Source organism: Burkholderia sp. BCC1047 (assembly GCF_902833155.1).
Taxonomy (GTDB): domain Bacteria; phylum Pseudomonadota; class Gammaproteobacteria; order Burkholderiales; family Burkholderiaceae; genus Burkholderia; species Burkholderia sola.
In genome coordinates, this window is the sequence record NZ_CADFEH010000006.1 from 219,849 (window position 1) to 240,372 (window position 20,524).

Annotated in this window: 21 protein-coding genes; 5 read left to right on the forward strand and 16 right to left on the reverse strand. The window is 66.2% G+C overall.

Translation table 11 applies throughout. The annotated features are described in order from the left end of the window. Positions 1 to 4 precede the first annotated feature (4 nt). Positions 5 to 259 carry a 30S ribosomal protein S16 gene (rpsP, locus tag HWX55_RS09660; protein ID WP_006476550.1) on the reverse strand — a complete coding sequence of 85 codons (255 nt, stop codon included), beginning with the start codon at positions 257 to 259 and terminating at the stop codon, positions 5 to 7. A gap of 152 nt (positions 260 to 411) precedes the next feature. On the opposite strand from rpsP, the gene HWX55_RS09665 reads away from it, so the two are divergent. Together HWX55_RS09665 and HWX55_RS09670 are read left to right on the forward strand one after the other, a co-directional pair. Then, entirely contained in the window at positions 412 to 1,551 is a 1,140-nt protein-coding gene (locus HWX55_RS09665; RefSeq protein ID WP_175975441.1) for a PQQ-dependent sugar dehydrogenase, read from the forward strand. A gap of 109 nt (positions 1,552 to 1,660) precedes the next feature. Then, on the forward strand, positions 1,661 to 2,128 hold the full coding sequence (locus tag HWX55_RS09670; RefSeq protein WP_050011523.1) for a TM2 domain-containing protein: 468 nt from the start codon (positions 1,661 to 1,663) through the stop codon (positions 2,126 to 2,128). 50 nt (positions 2,129 to 2,178) lie between these two features. On the opposite strand, the gene HWX55_RS09675 is transcribed toward HWX55_RS09670, so the two are convergent. Further along, a complete protein-coding gene (locus HWX55_RS09675; RefSeq protein ID WP_175975442.1) occupies positions 2,179 to 3,357 on the reverse strand; it encodes a PA0069 family radical SAM protein in 1,179 nt (392 codons plus the stop codon). A gap of 90 nt (positions 3,358 to 3,447) precedes the next feature. Next, positions 3,448 to 3,936, reverse strand: a complete 489-nt coding sequence (locus tag HWX55_RS09680) for an Lrp/AsnC ligand binding domain-containing protein (protein WP_050011526.1) — start codon at positions 3,934 to 3,936, stop codon at positions 3,448 to 3,450. A 145-nt stretch (positions 3,937 to 4,081) separates the two neighbouring features. On the opposite strand from HWX55_RS09680, the gene HWX55_RS09685 reads away from it, so the two are divergent. Further along, positions 4,082 to 5,368, forward strand: coding sequence for a D-amino acid dehydrogenase (locus HWX55_RS09685; protein ID WP_175975443.1), 1,287 nt, complete (start codon positions 4,082 to 4,084; stop codon positions 5,366 to 5,368). Between the two features lie 327 nt (positions 5,369 to 5,695). Here the strand turns inward: HWX55_RS09685 and HWX55_RS09690 are convergent, their stop codons facing one another. From HWX55_RS09690 to HWX55_RS09710, 5 genes are all read right to left on the reverse strand, one after another. Next, the gene (locus HWX55_RS09690; protein ID WP_175881948.1) at positions 5,696 to 6,631 is read right to left on the reverse strand and encodes an electron transfer flavoprotein subunit alpha/FixB family protein; all 936 of its coding nucleotides are present in this window, start codon (positions 6,629 to 6,631) and stop codon (positions 5,696 to 5,698) included. Positions 6,632 to 6,647: 16 nt separating this feature from the next. Continuing rightward, the gene (locus HWX55_RS09695; RefSeq protein WP_175975444.1) at positions 6,648 to 7,397 is read right to left on the reverse strand and encodes an electron transfer flavoprotein subunit beta/FixA family protein; all 750 of its coding nucleotides are present in this window, start codon (positions 7,395 to 7,397) and stop codon (positions 6,648 to 6,650) included. A gap of 228 nt (positions 7,398 to 7,625) precedes the next feature. Then, positions 7,626 to 8,420, reverse strand: a complete 795-nt coding sequence (locus tag HWX55_RS09700) for a MetQ/NlpA family ABC transporter substrate-binding protein (protein ID WP_175975445.1) — start codon at positions 8,418 to 8,420, stop codon at positions 7,626 to 7,628. Positions 8,421 to 8,449: 29 nt separating this feature from the next. Then, positions 8,450 to 9,103 (reverse strand): methionine ABC transporter permease, encoded by a 654-nt coding sequence (locus HWX55_RS09705; RefSeq protein ID WP_006476559.1) that lies wholly within the window; start codon positions 9,101 to 9,103, stop codon positions 8,450 to 8,452. Beyond that, positions 9,093 to 10,127: a methionine ABC transporter ATP-binding protein gene (locus HWX55_RS09710; protein ID WP_050011531.1), complete on the reverse strand. Its 1,035-nt coding sequence runs from the start codon at positions 10,125 to 10,127 to the stop codon at positions 9,093 to 9,095. The genes HWX55_RS09705 and HWX55_RS09710 overlap by 11 nt, the downstream gene beginning before the upstream one ends. Before the next feature lie 219 nt (positions 10,128 to 10,346). On the opposite strand from HWX55_RS09710, the gene HWX55_RS09715 reads away from it, so the two are divergent. Next, positions 10,347 to 11,264, forward strand: a complete 918-nt coding sequence (locus HWX55_RS09715; protein ID WP_175975446.1) for an alpha/beta hydrolase — start codon at positions 10,347 to 10,349, stop codon at positions 11,262 to 11,264. 30 nt (positions 11,265 to 11,294) lie between these two features. Here HWX55_RS09715 and HWX55_RS09720 read toward each other — a convergent pair whose 3' ends face one another. Then, complete coding sequence (locus HWX55_RS09720) at positions 11,295 to 12,218, reverse strand: histone deacetylase family protein (protein ID WP_175975447.1); 924 nt, start codon at positions 12,216 to 12,218, stop codon at positions 11,295 to 11,297. Positions 12,219 to 12,387: 169 nt separating this feature from the next. On the opposite strand from HWX55_RS09720, the gene mltB reads away from it, so the two are divergent. Then, positions 12,388 to 13,611, forward strand: coding sequence for a lytic murein transglycosylase B (mltB, locus tag HWX55_RS09725; protein ID WP_175975448.1), 1,224 nt, complete (start codon positions 12,388 to 12,390; stop codon positions 13,609 to 13,611). Positions 13,612 to 13,687: 76 nt separating this feature from the next. On the opposite strand, the gene cysM is transcribed toward mltB, so the two are convergent. From cysM to HWX55_RS09760, 7 genes are all read right to left on the reverse strand, one after another. Then, positions 13,688 to 14,590 (reverse strand): cysteine synthase CysM, encoded by a 903-nt coding sequence (gene cysM, locus HWX55_RS09730; RefSeq protein ID WP_050011535.1) that lies wholly within the window; start codon positions 14,588 to 14,590, stop codon positions 13,688 to 13,690. Positions 14,591 to 14,804: 214 nt separating this feature from the next. After that, the gene (locus tag HWX55_RS09735) at positions 14,805 to 15,152 is read right to left on the reverse strand and encodes a helix-hairpin-helix domain-containing protein (RefSeq protein WP_175975449.1); all 348 of its coding nucleotides are present in this window, start codon (positions 15,150 to 15,152) and stop codon (positions 14,805 to 14,807) included. A gap of 74 nt (positions 15,153 to 15,226) precedes the next feature. After that, positions 15,227 to 16,219: an ADP-glyceromanno-heptose 6-epimerase gene (gene rfaD, locus HWX55_RS09740; protein ID WP_050011537.1), complete on the reverse strand. Its 993-nt coding sequence runs from the start codon at positions 16,217 to 16,219 to the stop codon at positions 15,227 to 15,229. A gap of 63 nt (positions 16,220 to 16,282) precedes the next feature. After that, positions 16,283 to 17,233: a D-glycero-beta-D-manno-heptose-7-phosphate kinase gene (rfaE1, locus tag HWX55_RS09745; protein ID WP_175881956.1), complete on the reverse strand. Its 951-nt coding sequence runs from the start codon at positions 17,231 to 17,233 to the stop codon at positions 16,283 to 16,285. Between the two features lie 7 nt (positions 17,234 to 17,240). Continuing rightward, entirely contained in the window at positions 17,241 to 18,641 is a 1,401-nt protein-coding gene (locus HWX55_RS09750) for a UDP-glucose/GDP-mannose dehydrogenase family protein (protein WP_050011539.1), read from the reverse strand. A gap of 90 nt (positions 18,642 to 18,731) precedes the next feature. Then, positions 18,732 to 19,904 (reverse strand): lipopolysaccharide assembly protein LapB, encoded by a 1,173-nt coding sequence (lapB, locus tag HWX55_RS09755; RefSeq protein WP_175975450.1) that lies wholly within the window; start codon positions 19,902 to 19,904, stop codon positions 18,732 to 18,734. 54 nt (positions 19,905 to 19,958) lie between these two features. After that, a complete protein-coding gene (locus tag HWX55_RS09760) occupies positions 19,959 to 20,252 on the reverse strand; it encodes a LapA family protein (protein WP_012328123.1) in 294 nt (97 codons plus the stop codon). Between the last annotated feature and the right edge of the window lie 272 nt (positions 20,253 to 20,524).

Here is a 20,524-nt window from a genome sequence, read left to right on the forward strand (position 1 = left end):
GCCATTAGGCAGCCGGTTGCGCCTTTTGCGCTTCCTTCACCAGACGCTGGACGGTCGGCGACAGTTGCGCGCCAACGCCTTGCCAGTACGTCAGGCGATCCTGAGCGATACGCAGCGATTCGCCCTTCGTGGCGACCGGGTTGTAGAAGCCGACGCGTTCGATGAAGCGGCCGTCACGACGGTTGCGCGAATCGGTAGCAACGATGTTGTAGAACGGGCGCTTCTTCGAGCCGCCACGAGCCAGACGGATGATAACCATATGATGTCCTTCGGGAAAACCGGGTTCGAAACTACTGAAACACGCGATTATAGCCGGAAACCAGAGGTACAACAAACACTTACGCGTAAAAATCCGCGGACGGCCCGTCCGCCGGGCATACAATCGTCGTGTCCTGGATGCTCCCGACCGTCATGCCGCCTCTTCGCGCCGCCTCGATGCGCCGCGTGCAGCGCCTGTTCGCGGCGCTGCTTGCCGGCCTTGCCTGCCTCGCGTTCACCCCGGCGTTTGCCGCGACGCTGCCGGTGAGCGAACTCGTCGTGCCGCCCGGTTTCCATGTGGACGTGCTGACCGACGCCGTCCCGGCCGCACGGGAAATGGCGTGGTCGCCGCGCGGCATCCTGTATGTCGGCACGCGGGACGGCCGCGTCCATGCGCTGGTGATGCACGAGGGCCGGATCAGCGCACGCTACGTGATCGCGTCCGGGCTCGACATGCCCGTCGGGGTGGCCTACCTCGACGGCGCCCTTTATATATCCGCCGTGTCGCGCATCCTGCGCGTCGATCATATCGACGACCGGCTCGCGAAACCGCCCGCGCCCGTCGTCGTGACCGACGCACTGCCGACCGATCACCATCACGGCTGGAAATTCATCGCGTTCGGCCCCGACGGCAAGCTGTACGTGCCGATCGGCGCACCGTGCAACGTCTGCCTCGCCGATCGCAGCCGTTACGCGATCATCGCGCGGATGAATGCCGACGGCAGCGGGCGTGAAGTGGTCGCGCGCGGCATACGCAACACGGTCGGCTTTGCATGGCACCCGGATTCGGGCGAGCTCTGGTTCACCGACAACGGGCGCGACCTGATGGGCGACGACGTACCGGACGACAAGCTGAACCGCGCGCCGCGCGCCGGCCTCGACTTCGGTTTTCCATACTGCCACGGCGGCGATACGCCCGACCCCGAATTCGGCAGCGCCGACGCGTGCCGACGTTATGTGCCGCCGGTCCTGAAACTCGGCGCTCACGTCGCGGCGCTCGGGATGCGCTTCTACACCGGGCCGATGTTTCCGGCGTCGTATCGCAATAACGTCTTCATTGCCGAACACGGCTCGTGGAACCGCCGCACGAAGGTCGGCTACCGCGTGATGCGCGTGGTCGTCTCGGCGGACGGCAGCCACGCTCATCAAACGCCGTTCGTCACGGGCTGGCTGCGGCCCGACGGCACGGCATGGGGACGCCCGGCCGATGTATTGCCGCTGCCTGACGGTTCGCTGCTCGTCAGCGACGATTACGCGGGCGCGATCTACCGCGTGACGTATGCGGCACCCTGACGCACGCGAGGGGTGACCGGTCACGACCGGGCATCGTAGAATGCGTGCCGGGCCGCGCGCCCGCGCCGGCCTGCCGGCCGCCCATGCCAACGACACTACGCCGCTATCCATGTCCAGCAGCACCGCATCGCCCCGCCGCTTCCGCTCCAAGACGCTCACCGCCGCCCTCGCGTTCCTGCTCGGGTCGATCGGCGCGCATCGTTTCTATCTGTACGGCTTTCGCGACGTATACGGCTGGGCCCACCTGCTCGCGACGATCGTCGGCATCCCGGGCTTCCTGCTGCTTGCCGCAACCCAGCGCAGCGCCGGCCTCGGCTGGTGGCTCGCGGTGCCCGGTGCAATCTCGCTGCTGGCGGCGTTCCTCGCCGCACTCGTCTACGGGCTGCGCCCCGATGAAAAATGGGATGCGCAATTCAACGCCGACACCGGCAAGCAGAGCCAGTCGGGCTGGACCGTGATCTTCGTCGTGATCTTCTCGCTGTTGATCGGCGCGTTCCTGTTGATGACCGCACTCGCGCTGTCGTTCCAGACGTACTTCGAATCGCAGGTCGAAGCGGCCAAGCAGATTTCGCAGTAAGCACGACCGATACGGTCGATACGGCCCACCGGCGGCGGGCCGCTCGCCGGTCAGAACAGGTTCAACTGCATGTCGTCGCGCGATTTCGCGCCAGCTGCACGAACCGCGACGCGCGGCGCCGGCGCCCCGGCGGCAGGCGCACCGCGGAACCGCGACAGATCGAGGATGCCGTTCGTGCGTTCGTTCAACCCGAGCCGCTTGACGGCCTGACGGAAGCGCTGCCGCAGCAGGTCGGCCCAGATCCCCTCGCCTTTCATCCGTTTCGAGAAATCCGAGTCGTAATCCTTGCCGCCGCGCATGTCGCGCACGCGATTCATCACGCGCTCCGCGCGATCGGGAAAATGCGCGGCAAGCCACTGCTTGAACAGCGGCGCGACCTCCCACGGCAACCTCAGGACGATGTAGCTCGCATGCGTCGCACCGGCTTCCGCGCAGGCCTCCAGCACGTGCTCCATGTCGGGCTCGGTCACGAACGGAATCACCGGTGCAATGCTCACGCCGACCGGCACGCCCGCCTCGCGCAGCGCACGGATCGTGCGCAACCGCCGCGCGGGCGTGGCCGCGCGCGGCTCGAGCGTGCGCGCCAGTTCGGCATCGAGCGTCGTGATCGTGACCGCCGCCATCACCTGCCCGCGTTCGGCCATCGGCGCGAGCAGGTCGAGATCGCGCTCGATCAGCGACGACTTCGTGATCGCCGCGAACGGCAGCCCGCGGTCGTGCATCACCTGGATCACGCTGCGCGTGATGCGCAGGTCGCGCTCGACCGGCTGGTACGCATCGGTGTTGACGCCGAGCGCGATCGGCTCCGGCACGTAGCGCTTGCGCGAAATCTCTCGCTCGAGCAGTTCGGCTGCGTTGACCTTCGCGTAGATGCGGCTTTCGAAATCGAGCCCCGGCGACAGCCCGAGGTAGCTGTGCGTCGGCCGCGCGAAGCAATAGATACAGCCGTGCTCGCAGCCGCGATACGGATTGAGCGACACGCTGAACGGAATATCGGGCGACTGGTTGCGCGTCAGGATGCTCTTCGCCCGCTCCTCGAAGACCTGCGTGCGCAGCGGCGCGGGGAAATCGGCATCGTCGGACGCGTGCGTCCAGCCGTCGTCCACCGCTTCGCGCTGCGCGATTTCATACCGCCCCTGCAGGTTGTCGACCGCGCCGCGCCCCTTGCGGGGCACGGGCGGCGCTACCGGAAATTCGTTGTCGGACCGATCGTCCATGTGCCCACCCATTCGCCTGCGCCCAATACTGTACATTTATACAGTATTGGGCGCAGCATGCCAAGGGTGGGATAAAGGGCCCGACGACGGGCCGCCAACGCGTCACTCGCCAACGGCGATCGTCAGCGTTTCCTTGATTTCCTCCATCACGACATAGCTCTTCGACTGCACGGCGCCGGGCAACTGCAGCAGGATGTCGCCGAGCAGTTTCCGGTAGTCGGCCATCTCGCCGATCCGCGCCTTGATCAGGTAGTCGAAATCGCCGGAGACGAGGTGGCATTCGAGCACCTCGTCGATCTTCATTACTTCGCGGCGGAATTGCTCGAACATGTTGCCGCCCTTGTGGCCGAGCGTGATCTCGACGAACACCAGCAGCGCGGCATCCAGCTGATGCGGGTCGACCCGCGCGTGATAGCCGGTGATCACGCCGTCGCGCTCCATGCGCCGCACGCGCTCGATGCACGGCGTGACGGTCAGTCCGACCTGTTCCGCGAGGTCTTTCATCGCCATCCGGCCGTCGTCCTGGAGCAGTTTCAGGATGCGCCGGTCGAGCTTGTCGAGCGTACGTACGGGCTGACGTTGCGTTCTCATTTGTTTATGCTGAAAACCAGAAAAATACAATAACAAAAACTGCACATTCGACAATACCATAGCGCAAAAAACTAGATCAGCTAGAGGTTACACGGAGCCGCAGGTGCGCCCGGCCTCGACCTGGTTCCTTCCATCTGGAGCAGCTATGCGAGTCGTCATTCTGGGCAGCGGTGTAGTGGGCGTGGCAAGCGCGTATTACCTTGCGCGCGCCGGTCATGAAGTCACGGTGATCGACCGGGAAGCCGGCCCGGCGCTGGAGACGAGCTTCGCGAACGCAGGCCAGATCTCTCCCGGCTATGCGGCACCGTGGGCCGCGCCCGGCGTGCCGCTGAAAGCCGTCAAGTGGATGTTCGAAAAACATGCGCCGCTCGCGATCCGTCTCGACGGCACGCGCTTCCAGCTCCAGTGGATGGTTCAGATGCTGCGCAACTGCACGGCCGAGCGCTATGCCGTCAACAAGAGCCGCATGGTCCGTCTCGCCGAATACAGCCGCGACTGCCTGCAGGCGCTGCGCGCCGATACCGGCATCGAATACGAAGGCCGCACGGGCGGCACGCTGCAATTGTTCCGCACGCAGCAGCAGCTCGACGGCGCGGCGAAGGACATCGCCGTGCTGCAGGAAGCGAACGTGCCGTTCGAACTGCTGTCGCCGGCCGAACTGAAGCATGCCGAGCCGGCGCTCGCCGCCGTCTCGCACAAGCTGACGGGCGGCCTGCGCCTGCCGGGCGACGAAACCGGCGATTGCCAGCTGTTCACGACGCGCCTCGCCGCGCTCGCCGAATCGCTCGGCGTCAAGTTCCGCTACAACACGCCGATCGACGCGCTCGCGATCGCGGGCGGCAAGATCGCCGGCGTGCAGTGCGGCAGCGAGACGGTGCGTGCGGACGCGTACGTCGTCGCGCTCGGCTCGTACTCGACCCGCTTCATCTCCCACCTGATGAAGATTCCCGTCTATCCGCTCAAGGGCTATTCGATCACCGCGCCGATCGTCAACGAAGCCGCCGCGCCGGTGTCGACCGTGCTCGACGAGACCTACAAGATCGCGATCACGCGCTTCGACCAGCGCATCCGCGTCGGCGGCATGGCGGAAATCGTCGGCTTCGACAAGACGCTGCGCGCGGCGCGCCGCGAAACGCTCGAGATGTGCGTGAACGACCTGTTCCCGGGCGGCGGCGACACGTCGAAGGCCACGTTCTGGACGGGCCTGCGCCCGATGACGCCGGACGGCACGCCGATCGTCGGCCGCACGCCGGTGTCGAACCTGTTCCTGAACACCGGCCACGGCACGCTCGGCTGGACGATGTCGTGCGGCTCGGGCCAACTGCTCGCGGACCTGATCTCGGGCAAGATGCCCGCGATCCAGGCCGACGACCTGTCGGTGCATCGTTACCTGAAGGACGTGCCCGGCCAGACGCGCCCGGCCTACGCGTAAACCGGAACGGCCCGCTGCGATGCGGGCCGATTGCATCAACGAGAAAGGCGCCCGAGGGCGCTTTTCTCGTTTTGGCGACTGCGACTCGACTGCGAGTGGCCACTCGGCACGACGCTTCAGTCGACGCACGCATGCACGCGTCGTCCGTTGAACGAATCGACGTTACCCGCCGTGCCTGCGCGACGATATGTTCGGCGCGGCACGGTACGAGCGCGAATCGTCCGGACGAGCGATATCCGCTCCTCATTCAACGACCACACAACGAAAAAAGGGGCGCTCGTCGCGCCCCCTCTTCTCGTGTGCTTACCGCTGAAGCGTCACGCCGCGTCAGCCGAGCTCGCTCACCAGTTCCGGCACGAGCGAGAACAGATCGCCGACGAGGCCGTAGTCGGCCACGCTGAAGATCGGTGCTTCGGGATCCTTGTTGATCGCGACGATCACCTTCGAATCCTTCATGCCGGCCAGATGCTGGATCGCACCCGAGATGCCGACCGCGATGTACAACTGCGGCGCGACGATCTTGCCGGTCTGGCCGACCTGGTAGTCGTTCGGCACGTAGCCGGCGTCGACTGCCGCGCGCGATGCGCCGAGCGCTGCCGACAGCTTGTCGGCCAGCGGCTCCAGCACCTTCGTGTAGTTCTCGCCGCTGCCCAGACCGCGGCCGCCCGACACGATGATGCTCGCGCTCGTCAGTTCCGGACGGTCCAGCTTCGTCACTTCACGGCTCACGAACTGCGATTTGCCGGCGTCTGCCGCTGCGTCGATCTTGTCGACCGATGCACTGCCGCCTTCCGCCGCCACCGGATCGAAACCCGTTGCCCGCACCGTGATGACCTTGATCGGGTCGCTCGACTGCACCGTCGCGATCGCGTTGCCCGCGTAGATCGGACGCTCGAACGTATCGGCCGAATCGACTGCCGTGATGTCCGAGATCTGCGCGACGTCCAGCTTCGCGGCGATGCGCGGCGCGATGTTCTTGCCGTAGGCCGTCGCCGGCGCGAGGATGTGCGAGTAGTCCTTCGCGATGTTCAGCGCGGTCGCTTCAACGTTTTCCGCCAGGCCTTCGGCCAGTTGCGGCGCGTCGGCCAGCAGCACCTTCGAAACGCCTGCGATTTTCGCTGCCGCATCGGCCGCCGCTTGCGCGTTGTGGCCCGCGACCAGCACGTGGATGTCGCCGCCGATCTTCGCCGCCGCCGCCACCGTGTTCAGCGTCGCGGCCTTGATCGACGCGTTGTCGTGTTCTGCAATCACCAGAATCGTCATTTCTTTCCGCTCCCTCTTACAGCACCTTGGCTTCGGTCTTCAGCTTCTCGACCAGCGTCTTCACGTCCGGCACCTTCACGCCGGCCGCGCGCTTCGGCGGCTCGACCACCTTCAGCGTCTTCAGACGCGGCGCGACGTCCACGCCGAGGTCTTCCGGCTTCACGGTTTCCAGCGGCTTCTTCTTCGCCTTCATGATGTTCGGCAGCGTCACGTAGCGCGGCTCGTTCAGGCGCAGGTCGGTCGTGACCACCGCCGGCAGCGTCAGCGACAGCGTTTCCGCGCCGCCGTCGACTTCGCGTGCGACCGTCGCCTTGCCGTCGGCCACCGTCACCTTCGACGCGAACGTCGCTTGCGGCAGGCCGGCCAGCGCGGCCAGCATCTGGCCCGTCTGGTTCGAATCGTCGTCGATCGCCTGCTTGCCGAGGATCACCAGCTGCGGCTGCTCCTTGTCGACCAGCGCCTTCAGGATCTTCGCGACGGCCAGCGGCTCGACGCTGTCGTTCGACTCGATGAGGATCGCGCGATCCGCGCCGATCGCGAGCGCCGTGCGCAGCGTCTCCTGCGCTTGCGTGACACCCACCGACACCGCGATCACTTCGGTCGCGACGCCTGCTTCCTTGAGGCGCACCGCTTCTTCCACCGCGATTTCGTCGAACGGGTTCATCGACATCTTCACGTTCGCGATGTCGACGCCCGTGTTGTCCGACTTCACGCGGACCTTCACGTTGTAATCGACCACTCTTTTCACTGGCACCAGGATTTTCATGCACACGCTCCAAAGTTACGAATACGACCAGAGGCCATTTTATAGCGAGGCCTCATGACTGCGCGGCCAGGCGGACCCAACCATGATGGTTGTCGAGGATACCGCTTCTTGGCGACGCGCCAATGATAGCGAACGGTCGTTCTATTTTAAAAGAGAAAAAACCCGGACGCAAAGCCCGGGTTTTCGATCATCGACTCTAATCCCGCCGGGCGTCCGGTGCGCCGCCCGTTACCAGGCGGCAATGACCGCGCCGCCGAACTTGCCTTCGATGAACTGCTTCACCTCGGCCGAATGATAGGCGGCGATCAGCTTCGCGACCCACGGCTTGTTCCGGTCCGCCTCGCGGATCGCGAGGATGTTCGCGTACGGGCCGCTCGGGCCCTCGATCGCGATCGCGTCCTGTTTCGGTTTCAACCCCGCTTCCATCGCGTAGTTGGTATTGATCGCGGCGGCGTCGACGTCGCCGAGCGAACGCGGAATCTGCGCGGCATCGAGTTCGACGATCTTCAGCTTGCGCGGATTGTCGACGATATCGAGCGGCGTCGCCTTCAGCCCCGCATCCGCGCGCAGCTTCAGCAGCCCCTGCTTCTGCAGCAACAGCAGCGCGCGGCCGCCGTTGGTCGGATCGTTCGGCACCGCGACGCGCGCGCCCGACTTCAGTTCGGCCAGCGACTTCACCCGCTTCGAATAGATGCCCATCGGGAACGTGACGGTGTCCGCGACCTTGAGCAGCTTGTAGCCGCGATCCTTCACCTGCGCCTGCAGATACGGATCGTGCTGGTAGCTGTTCGCATCGAGGTCGCCCGACGCGAGCGCGGCGTTCGGCTGCACGTAATCGGAGAATTCGACGATGCGGATCTCCAGGCCGTCCTTCGCCGCGACCTTCTTCACCACTTCCATGATCTGCGCGTGCGGGCCGCCCGTCACGCCGACCTTGATGGTTTCGGCCTGCGCATGCGCGCCCGCGAACAGCGCGGCCGCGCCCAGCGCCGCCGCAAACTTCAGCATGAAGCGTCGTTGCATCGTTTCTCCCCTATCGGATCGGTTTGGTTTTATTTGTGGCTGAGCCGGCGCACCAGCCAGTCGCCGAACGATTGCACGATCTGCACGAACACGATCAGGATCGCGACGACCGTCCACATCACTTCGGGCAGATAGCGCTGGTAACCGTAGCGGATCCCGAGATCGCCGAGCCCGCCGCCGCCGATTGCGCCCGCCATCGCCGAATAGCCGACCAGCGACACGAACGTGATCGTCAGGCCCGCGACGATGCCCGGCAGCGATTCGGGCAACAGCACCTTGAAGACGATCTGCGACGTGGTCGCGCCCATCGATTGCGCGGCCTCGATCAGCCCGCGGTCGACTTCGCGCAGCGCCGTTTCGACCAGGCGCGCGATGAACGGCGCGGACGCGAGCGTCAGCGGCACGACCGCCGCGGCCGTGCCGATCGACGAACCCGTGACGAGCCGCGTGAACGGAATCACCGCGACCAGCAGGATGATGAACGGCGTCGACCGGACCGCGTTCACGATGCCGCCGAGCACGCGATTCACCGCGAGGTTCTGCAGCACGCCCTGGCGGTCGGTGAGGTACAGCAGCACGCCGAGCGGCAGGCCGACGAGCGCGCCGACCGCCCCGGAGATGCCGACCATGATCAGCGTCTCCCAGAACGACTGCACGAACATATCGAACATCTCACTCAACATACGAAAGCTCCTCTACCACCACACCTTGCTCGCGCAGGAACGCGAGCGCCTGCCCGACCTTGCCCGGCTCGCCGCCCGCGAGCACCGCGAGCGAACCGAACGCCTGCCCCTGAATCTCGTCGATCTGGCCGTGCAGGATGTTGAAATCGAGTTCGTACCGGCGGATCGTCTCCGACAGGATCGGCTGGTCGACCCCCGAGCCCGTGAACGCGAGCCGCAGCAGATGCCCGCGGCCCGTCTTCAGCCGCTCGGCCACGCGCGCCTTCAGCGCGGGCGGCAGTTCCTGCGCGATCACGTCGCCGATCAGCGCGCGCGTCACTTCGTGGTGCGGCTGCAGGAACACGTCGATCACGCGGCCTTCCTCGACCACGCGACCCGCATCGAGCACCGCGACGCGATCGCAGACCTGCTTGATCACTTCCATCTGGTGCGTGATCAGCACGATGGTCAGGCCGAGCTCGCGGTTGATGCGCTTCAGCAGATCGAGGATCGAGCGCGTGGTTTCGGGATCGAGCGCGGACGTCGCTTCGTCCGACAGCAGCACCTTCGGCTGACTCGCCAGCGCGCGGGCGATACCGACGCGCTGCTTCTGCCCGCCGCTGATCTGCGCCGGATAGCGATCCTTCTGCGCGGACAGCCCGACCAGGTCGAGCAGCGGCAGCACGGCGGCCTCGATGTCGGCACGGCTCGCGCCGGCCAGTTCGAGCGGCAGCGCGACGTTGTCGAACACCGTGCGCGACGACAGCAGGTTGAAGTGCTGGAAGATCATGCCGATCTCGCGGCGCGCTTCGCGCAGCGCGCCGGCCGACAGCAGCGTGAGATCGCGCCCGCCGACGACGACATTGCCTTCGGTCGGCCGCGTCAGCAGGTTGATGGTGCGCACGAGCGTGCTCTTGCCGGCGCCGCTTCGGCCGATGATGCCGAACACCTCGCCTTGCGGGATCGTCAGGTTGACGTTGTGCAACGCTTCGACCCAGCCGCCCGGGCCGGGGAAACGCTGCGAAAGATTGCGTAATTCGATCATGTAAACAAAACGGCGGCCGGCCGGCGAGTTGGCCCGCCAGTCGGCCGCCGATGCATCTGGAATAGCCGGCGATTTTACCGCAAACCCCTCATTCCCCTTAATAATCGATTTCGATCTTTTCATAACCAGACGAAATTAGAGGGGCGCTGCTGGGCCCGCGCCGGAGGGCCGCGACTATGATCGCGAAACGCACATGCCAACGACCAGGAGACACGCCCGATGAGCACCACCACCCCGCGGGCCGCCGCGCCCGCCACCGCCGGGTCGGTACCTTCGGCGCCCGCGCCGCGCATGGGCCGCCTGCGTACCGCGGACGGGCTCGAACTGGCGTCGTACCGCTGGCCGGCCGGCGACGGCGCCGCGCCGCCGCGCGCGACGATCGCGCTGGTGCACGGCCTCGCCGAACACGCGGGCCGCTATGCCGCGCTCGCCGGCCGGCTGAACGCAGCGGGCATCGACGTGCTGGCGATCGATCTGCGCGGGCATGGCCAGTCGCCCGGCAAGCGCGTGTGGGTCGAGCGTTTCGACGGCTACCTGAACGATGCGGATGCGCTGGTCGCCGAAGCCGCGCGCGGCGATGCGCCGCTGTTCCTGATGGGGCACAGCATGGGCGGCGCGGTCGCGGCGCTCTACGCGATCGAACGCGCATCCGCCCGCGGCCACGCGCTGGCGGGCCTCGTGCTGTCGAGCCCGGCGCTTGCGCCCGGGCGCGACGTGCCGCGCTGGATGCTCGCGCTCAGCCGCGTCATCAGCCGTGTGTGGCCCACCTTCCCCGCAATCAGGATCGACGCGGCCCTGCTGTCGCGCGATCCGGCCATCGTCGCGGCCAATCGCGCCGATCCGCTCGTGCATCACGGCGCGGTGCCCGCCCGCACTGGCGCGGAGATTCTCGACGCGATGGCGCGCATCGAAACCGGCCGCGGCGCGCTGCGCGTGCCGGTGCTCGTCTATCACGGCACCGACGACAAGCTGACCGAACCCGACGGCAGCCGTGCGTTCGGCGCACGCGTCGGCTCGCCCGATCGTACGCTGACGCTGTACGAGGGCGGCTTCCACGAAACGATGAACGATCTCGAACGCGACCGCGTGATCGACGCGCTGATCGCGTGGATTCACGCACGCGTGCCGGCGCGCTGAGCGCGCCCGGGCCGGCCGGTCGAGCGGGAATCAGATCCCGGCGAGCACGCGCAGGTGCGCGACGACGCTGCGGCCGAGCGCGGACAGGTTGTAACCGCCCTCGAGGCAGCTGACGATACGGCCCTGCGCATGCCGGCGCGCGACGTCGACGATCCGCGCGGTCAGCCATTCGAAGTCGGCCTCGACGAGGCCGAGATTGCCGATGTCGTCCTCGCGATGCGCATCGAATCCGGCCGACACGAACAGCATCTGCGGCTTGAACGCGTCGAGGCGCGGCAGCCACAGCATGTCGACGGCTTCGCGGATCGCCATCCCGTTGCTGCGTGCGGGCATCGGCAGGTTGACCATGTTCGGCGCCTGGTGATCGACGCCCGAGAACGGATACAGCGGATGCTGGAAGAAACTGCACATCAGCACGCGCTCGTCGTTCGCGAACGCCGCCTCGGTGCCGTTGCCGTGGTGCACGTCGAAATCGATGATGGCGACACGCTCGACGCCGTGTACGTCGAGCGCGTGCCGCGCGGCGATCGCGACGTTGTTGAAGAAGCAGAAGCCCATCGCGCGCGCGGGCTCCGCATGATGACCGGGCGGCCGGACGCCGCAGAACGCATTCGCGTAGCGGCCTTCGATCACCGCGTCGGTGGCCGCGACCGCGGCGCCGGCCGCGCGCAGTGCCGCGCGCCACGTGTCGCGATTCATCAGCGTATCGGGATCGATCTCGACGTAACCGTCGACCGGCGTCATGCTGCGGATGTAGTCGATGTGCGCCTGCGTGTGCACGCGGCCCAGCGCGACCTCGCTCGCGAACGGCGCGGTTTCGTGCACGATCAGGTCGTCGATGCGGCTCGCGATCAGTTGATCCTGGATCGCCGACAGGCGCGCCGGACATTCCGGATGCCATTCCCCCATCTCGTGCAGCATGCAGTCGGGGTGCGTATAGAAAGCGGTTGCCATAAGCTGTCGTCCGCGGCGCGCGGTGCGTCGCAGGTCTCCGTCAATGATGTCCATCGTCTGCCGCGAATTCGCCGCTAACTTACCACAACGGCGGCCGGCTTCGGCCCGGCGCGCCTGATGCGTCGGGTATACTGCGCCGAACACAATCGCCCTGTCCGCCCGCTTCGACATGAATTCCAGCAAGCCCGCCGCCCTTCTCTCCGCGCTGTTCCGTGTTCGCGCTCCGCTCGTCGTCGCTGCCGTCGCCGCGGCCCTCGGCACCGCGCCCGCCGTCGCGCAGACGCAGCCGGCGAAGCCCGCCGGCACGCTCGTCGCCCAGGCCCAGCCGCAGCAGCCGACGCCGCAAGGCCAGACCTTCGAAGAGGAAATCGTTCCGCAGCGTTACGCGAGCAACGCGAAGGTCGACGCGTTCATCGACGAGATGGCGAGCCGCAACGGCTTCGATTCGGCGAGCCTGCATGCGCTGTTCTCGCGCGTCAGCTACTCGGCCACGGCCGTCAAGCTCGTGAGGCCCGCACCGACGCCTTCGGTGAAGAACTGGCGCGTCTATCGCTCGCGCTTCATCGAGCCGATCCGCATCAATGCGGGTGTGAAGTTCTGGAAGGCGAACCAGGCGACGCTGCAGCGCGCGTCCGAGCAGTTCGGCGTGCCGCCCGAGGTGATCGTCGGCATCATCGGCGTCGAGACGATCTATGGCCGCTACATGGGCAATTTCCGCGTGCTCGACGCGCTGACCACACTGACGTTCGACTACCCGGACACGCCGAACCGCGACAGCCGCCAGGCCACGTTCCGCAAGAACCTCGAAGACTTCCTGGTCTGGACGCGCGACAACCAGCTCGACCCGACCACCGTGCTCGGGTCGTACACCGGCGCGATCGGGATTCCGCAGTTCCTGCCGAGCAGCATCCGCGAATATGCGGTCGACTTCGACGGCACGGGCCACGTCGATCTGCGCAGCAGTCCTGTCGATGCGATCGGCAGCGTCGCGAACTACCTGAAGCAGCACGGCTGGGAAACCGACCGCCCGGTGGTCTGGCAAATCACGCCCGACACGGGCAGCCTGGGCATCGCACAGGCCGCCGCCGACGGCCAGCCCGAACCGCACTGGGCGCTGTCGCAACTGCTGCGCGCGGGCATGACGCTGAACGAGCCGGCGGTCAACATCACGACCGAAGCCGGCACGCCGGTGACCGTGGTCGACCTGCCGACGCCGGGGCGCGCGACCGAATACATGCTCGGCCTGAAGAACTTCTACGTGCTGACGCGCTACAACCGCAGTTTCTTCTACGCACTCACCGTGTACCAGCTCGGCGAAGCCGTGAAAGCGCAGATGCAAGCGAGCGGCGCGCTCCCGTTGCCTGCGGCGGACACGGAAGCACCTGCACAATAAGCACGCCCGCACAAAACAAAAACGCCGCATATGCGGCGTTTTTTTCGCGTGTGGCGGCAGTGCGTGCCGCCCGGGCTCACGCTGGAAACACGCCCGTGGACAGGTAACGGTCGCCACGATCGCAGATGATGAACACGATCGTCGCGTTCTCGACCTGACGCGCGATGCGCATCGCGACTTCGCATGCGCCGCCCGACGAAATGCCCGCGAAGATGCCCTCGACCGCCGCCAGCCGGCGCGTCATCGTTTCCGACGCAGCCTGACTCACGCTCTCGACGCGATCGACGCGGCTGCGATCGAAGATGGTCGGCATGTACGCTTCCGGCCACTTGCGGATGCCCGGGATACGCGAGCCATCTTCCGGCTGCGCACCGACGATCTCGATCGCCGGATTCTGTTCCTTCAGGTAGCGCGACGTGCCCATGATCGTGCCCGTCGTGCCCATCGCGGACACGAAGTGCGTGATGCGCCCTTCGGTATCGCGCCAGATCTCCGGCCCCGTGCCTTCGTAATGCGCGACGGGATTGTCGGGATTGCCGAACTGGTCGAGGATCACGCCCTTGCCTTCGCGCTGCATCTGCTCCGCGAGGTCGCGCGCCAGCTCCATCCCGCCCTTCACCGGCGTCAGGATGATTTCGGCGCCGTAGGCCGCCATGCTCTGGCGGCGCTCGACCGACAGATCCTCCGGCATGATCAGCACCATCTTGTAGCCGCGGATCGCCGCGGCCATCGCGAGCGCGATGCCCGTGTTGCCGCTCGTCGCCTCGATCAGCGTATCGCCCGGCTTGATGCGACCGCGCGCCTCGGCCTTGCTGATCATCGACAGCGCCGGGCGATCCTTCACGGAACCGGCCGGATTGTTGCCTTCGAGCTTCGCGAGCAGCACGTTGTTGCGCGCGCGAATCTCGTCGTCCGGCAGGCGGACCAGTTGCACGAGCGGCGTATTGCCGATCGTGTCTTCGATAGTTTTGTAAGCCATGGATATACCGTGAGTGCGAGGCCGATCAATCGATCGATTGTAAACCAGCACCGGCACGCGCGCCGGCAACCCCTTTGCGACGATGGAATACGCGTACCGCGCGGTTCGCGTTTCGCCGCGCGCGCGGCCCCACGCAAAAAACCCGCGGCATGCCGCGGGAAGCCGTCGCAACGACGGCGACTGAAGGAGCCCTGTGTCGGGTACGCGCGACCCGTTATTTCTGCGCGGTGCGGGCCGGCACGGCGGCGGGCTTCGCTGCCGCCGGCTTGCCCGCGGCCGTCGGCGTCGTGCCCGCGCCCGCCGCCGTACCGACCGTCAACCCTTCCTGCTGAAGCCGCTCGACGGTATGCCCGCCCATGCCCTTCACGCGTGCGGCGAGATCGTCCGCATTCCTGAACGGACCGCGTGCACTGCGCTCGTCGAGAATCGCCTTCGCCCGCGCCGGGCCGATGCCCTTGATGCCGACGAGCGCATCCTCGTTCGCGGTGTTGACGTCGACGGCCGCCCAGGCCGACGCCACTGCGCCGAGCATGACCGCTGCGGCAAACCATTTCCTGATCATGTGCTGGATCTCCGAAGAAAAACGGCCGGCGGCTGCCGACCGTGAGACCCAGTCTATCGATGCAACGCGCCGGTTTAAACCTGGCCGGATAGCCAACGCACGTAGCGATCGACGCCTTCCTGCACGGTCAGGAACGGTGCGTCGTAGCCAGCCGCGCGCAGTTTCGTCTGGTCGGCCTGCGTGAAGCACTGGTACTTGCCGCGCAGCGCATCGGGGAACGGCACGTATTCGATCAATCCCTGCTCGACCTGCTGCGCGAGCGTCAGCGGCGGCTGGTTGTCGAGCGCGCGCAGCGTGTTGACGACCGTCGATGCGATATCGTTGAACGGCTGCGCGCGGCCCGTGCCGAGGTTGAAGATGCCCGACTTCTCCGGATGGTCGAAGAAGAACAGGTTCACCTTGGTCACGTCCTCGACCGACACGAAATCGCGCGTCTGCTCGCCCGGCGCATAACCGTTGTACTCGCCGAACAGCTTCACCTTGCCTTCCGCGCGGAACTGGTTGAAGTTGTGGAACGCGACCGACGCCATGCGGCCCTTGTGCGTCTCGCGCGGGCCGTACACGTTGAAATAGCGGAAGCCCGCGATCTGGCTCTTCGCGCTCGGCAGCACGCGACGGATCACCTGGTCGAACAGGAACTTCGAATAGCCGTACACGTTCAGCGGCGCCTCGACGTCGCGCGCCTCGACGAAGCGCGTCGAGCCGCCGTAGATCGCGGCCGACGACGCATACAGGAACTGCGTGCCCTGCGCGAGGCAGGTATCGAGCACCGCGCGGCTGTAGCGGAAGTTGTTGTCCATCATGTAGCGGCCGTCGGTTTCCATCGTGTCCGAACAGGCGCCTTCATGAAATACCGCGCGTACCTTGCCGAAATCGCCGCGCGCGAAGCGTTCGACGAATTCGGTCTTGTCGAGATAGTCGTCGATCTCGCAGTCGACGAGATTGCGGAACTTGTCCGCGCGCGTCAGATTGTCGACCGCGATGATGCGCGTCTCGCCGCGCGCGTTGAGCGCGTTGACGATGTTCGCGCCGATAAAACCGGCTGCGCCGGTGACGATGAGGGTCATGATCGTCCTGCCTGAAAAGTGCGAGCCATTCGTGCGGCGCGCTCGTCGCGCCGCCGAATGCGCTCAGTGAAACAGTTCGTCGTAGTCGACCGTGGCCGTGCCGAGCTTGCCGACCACGATGCCTGCCGCGCGATTCGCGAGCACCACGGCATCGACGAGCGGCACACCGGCGCCGAGCATTGTCGCGACCGTCGCGATCACGGTGTCGCCCGCGCCCGACACGTCGAACACTTCGCGTGCGAGCGCCGGCGCATGCAGTTCGCCGCCCGCGGAAAAGAGCGTCATGCCCTCTTCCGAACGCGTGAGCAGCAGCGCGTCGATGCCGAGCTCCGCACGCAGGTTCGCGACGCGCGCGCGCAGGTCGTCTTCCGATTTCCACTGCCCGACCACCTCGCGCAGTTCCGCGCGATTCGGCGTGATCAGCGAGGCGCCGCGATAGCGTGCCCAGTCGTCGCCCTTCGGGTCGACCAGCACCGCCTTGCCGGCCGCACGCGCCTTCTCGATCATCGTCGTGACGTGCGTGAGGCCGCCTTTCGCGTAATCCGACATCAGCACGACGTCGTGCTGCGGCAGCAGCGCATCGAAGCGCGCGAGCCCCGCGAGCAGCACCTCGTGCGTCGGCATCGCCTCGAAGTCGACGCGCAGCAGTTGCTGCTGGCGCGCGAGCACGCGCAGCTTGATCGTGGTCGGCAACGCCGGATCGCGCTCGAGATGCGGCGTCACGCCGCTGCTGCCGAGCAGCTCGACGATCCGCTCGCCGGGCTCGTCGCAACCGACGACGCACAGCAGCCCGGCCTGGCCGCCGAGCGTCACCGCATTGCGCGCCACGTTGGCCGCGCCGCCGAGCCGCTCTTCCTGACGCTGCACGTGCACGACCGGCACCGGCGCTTCAGGCGAAATGCGATCGACGTTGCCGAACCAGTAGCGGTCGAGCATCACGTCGCCGACGACGAGCACGCGCGAACGCGCGAGTTGCTCGCGGGGCACCGGAACGACTTCACGAAGAGTATTCATCGTACGTTCAGCCACGGGAAAACGACTGGGGATCGACGTACGGCCGGCCGATCGCGTAGTAGTCGATGCCGAGTTCGGCCATCGCATCCGGCTCGTACAGGTTGCGCCCGTCGAAGATCACCGGCGCTTTCAGCTCGGCCTTCAGGCGCGTGAAATCGGGGCTGCGGAATTCCTTCCACTCGGTCACGATCACGAGTGCGTCCGCGCCCGTGACCGCCGCGTCCTGCGTGTCGACGAGGTGCAATCGCGCCAGCACGTCGGCATCGTCGCCGAAATCCAGCGCGAACACGCGCCGCGCTTCGTCGACGGCAACCGGATCGTAGGCGCGAACGGTCGCGCCGCGCTCGAGCAGCGCGGCGATCAGGCGGCGGCTTGGCGCCTCACGCATGTCGTCGGTGTTCGGCTTGAACGCCAGGCCCCAGACCGCGAACTCGCGGCCCGTCAGGTCGGCGCCGAAGCGCTGCTCGATCTTGCCGATCAGCACATCCTTCTGCGCATGGTTGGCGGCCTCGACGGCTTCCAGGATGCGCAGCGGCTGGCCGTTCTCGCCCGCGGTGCGGATCAACGCCTGCACGTCCTTCGGGAAGCACGAGCCGCCGTAGCCGACGCCGGCGTACAGGAAGTGATAGCCGATGCGCGGATCGGAGCCGATCCCGCGGCGCACGGCCTCGATGTCGGCGCCGACCTTGTCGGCGAGATTCGACATCTCGTTCATGAACGAGATGCGCGTCGCGAGCATCGCGTTCGCCGCGTACTTCGCGAACTCCGCCGAACGCACGTCCATGTAGATCGTGCGCTCGTGATTGCGGTTGAACGGCGCGTAGAGCTTCTTCATCTTCTCGCGTGCGATCGTGCCGGTTTCGTCGTCGTCGACGCCGATGATGATCCGGTCCGGGCGCATGAAGTCCTCGACCGCGGCGCCTTCCTTCAGGAATTCCGGGTTCGACACGACCGAGAAGCGATGCGCGACGCTGCCCGCGAGCCCGCGTGCGGCCAGCGCCTCGTCGACCACGCCGTGCACGCGCCGCGCGGTGCCGACCGGCACCGTCGACTTGTCGACGATCACCTTGAAGCCCGTCATGTGGCGGCCGATGTTGCGCGCGGCCTCGAGCACGTATTGCAGGTCGGCCGAGCCGTCCTCGTCGGGCGGCGTGCCGACTGCGATGAACTGGATCTCGCCGTGCGCGACGCTCGCCTCGATGTCGGTCGAGAAGCGCAGGCGCCCCGCCGTGCGGTTGCGCGCGATGATGTCCAGCAGCCCCGGTTCGTGAATCGGCATCCCGCCGTTGTTCAGGATGTCGATCTTGCGCGGATCGACGTCGAGACAGAAGACGTCGTGACCGATCTCCGCGAGGCACGCGCCCGTGACGAGGCCGACATAGCCGGTGCCGATGATGGTGATTTTCATAGATGTTCCGGTACTTCCCGGTAATGGACTAACTTGGCCGCCGGGCCGGGCCCGGCGGCAACCGCAACGCGTTGGCTCCGCGTGCCGGGATCAGCCCGGCATCGCGGGTTCGACGCGGCGCGGCGCATAGGTTTCCCAGCCGCTGCATCCGGGGCACTGCCAGTAGAAGAGCCGTGCCCGGAAACCGCAATTCTGGCACGTATACCGTGGCAGATTTTTCGTACGCTGCTTGATCAGCGCACGCATCATTTCAAGTTCCTTACGACGCGGTTCGTCGGCCGCCGCGATCTGCGCATCGAGCAGGTGCAGCATCCCCGACAGGTTCGGCGACTTTTCCATCTGCGCGCGCGCGAGCGTGTGCGCCGCATCCTGGCCGCGCAACCCGGCGATATGCTGATAGGCGATGTCGAGCAGGTCGTTCGACGGATAACGATCGACGTACCCCATCAGCAGCTCGGCGCCTTCGACGTTCTTGCCGAGCGCGACGTACGCCTTCATCAGCTTGTCGGCGACGAGCGGCAGATACGCCGGGTTCTGCGCTTCGACGCGCTTCCAGTGCTCGATCGCGGCCGCGTGGTCGCCCGCCGCTTGCGCCGCGTCGCCGGACAGGATCGTCGCGCGGACGTTCTGCGGATTCACGGTCAGCGCGAGGCGCAACTGTTCGGCCGCCACGTCGGCCTGCTTGCGCTGCAGCGCGTCCTGCGCGAGTTCGCAGTGAAACTGCGCAATTTCGATGCCGAGCGGCTTGTCGCTCATCGATTCGATGCGTTTCGCCGTATCGATCGACTTGTTCCAGTCCTTCTCGATCTCGTAGATCGTCAGCAGCGCCCGCTGTGCGCCGAGCGCGTAGTCGCCGTCCGCGAGTTGGTGGAACGCCTCTTCGGCGCGATCCAGCAGGCCGGCCTTCAGGAAGTCCTGGCCCAGTTCGTACAGCGCGTGGTCGCGCTCGTTGACCGGCAGGTCGGTGCGGCTCAGCAGGTTCTGGTGCACGCGGATCGCGCGGTCGGTCTCGCCGCGACGGCGAAACAGGTTGCCAAGCGCGAAGTGCAGCTCGACCGTTTCGGGGTCGAGCTTGGCCACCTCGATGAACGCATCGATCGCCTTGTCGGGTTGTTCGTTCAACAGAAAATTCAGGCCGCGAAAATACGAGCGCGGCAGGTTGGCGCTCTCCGACAGGAGATTCTTCAGGTCATAGCGTGACGCCGCCCAACCGAGCGCGAACGCGACCGGAATCGCGAGCAACCACCAGAAATCCAGATCCATGCGAAATATCGAAGCAGAGACGAAAACCGCGCGATGATCGCGCGGCGTCCGGGGTTAAATGACGGGCGGCATCGGCGGCTGGTCGATGACGGCAGGCGTTTCGCGCGCCGCACGCAGATCGCGCTTCAAACGCCCGTTCTCGAGACGCAGACGGAAAATCGAAGGCAGCGCGGACAGCAGGCCGGCCAGCAGCCCCACGGCGAAGAATGCCAGGCCGATCAGGATCAGCGGCGCTTGCCATGCGTAGCCGGCAACGAAATTCAGCGTCGCGGTTTGTGTATTGGCCAGCGCAAGCACCAGCAGCAGAACGAACACCAATACCCGGATCAGCCAGACGATAAACTTCATGAAGCCCTCTCTTTGTTGAGGTTTGCCGCGGCGCGCGACTCCCCTTCGTCGCACCGAATCGACCCGTATTGTAAAGGAAGCGTTTCCGCGGCTGCGCAGATCCTTGCGCGCGGCGTTGCGCGTCGATTGCCGGGAATGAAGCCGGAAATGAAAAAAGCGCCCGCAATGAACTGACCCCACGAAGTTGGACGGTTGAAGACTAGGTGCCCAAGGGCTGAGTCCTGTATTGCACGGGACTCAGCCCTTTCAACTTGAGCTTAATGCGTTCGTGG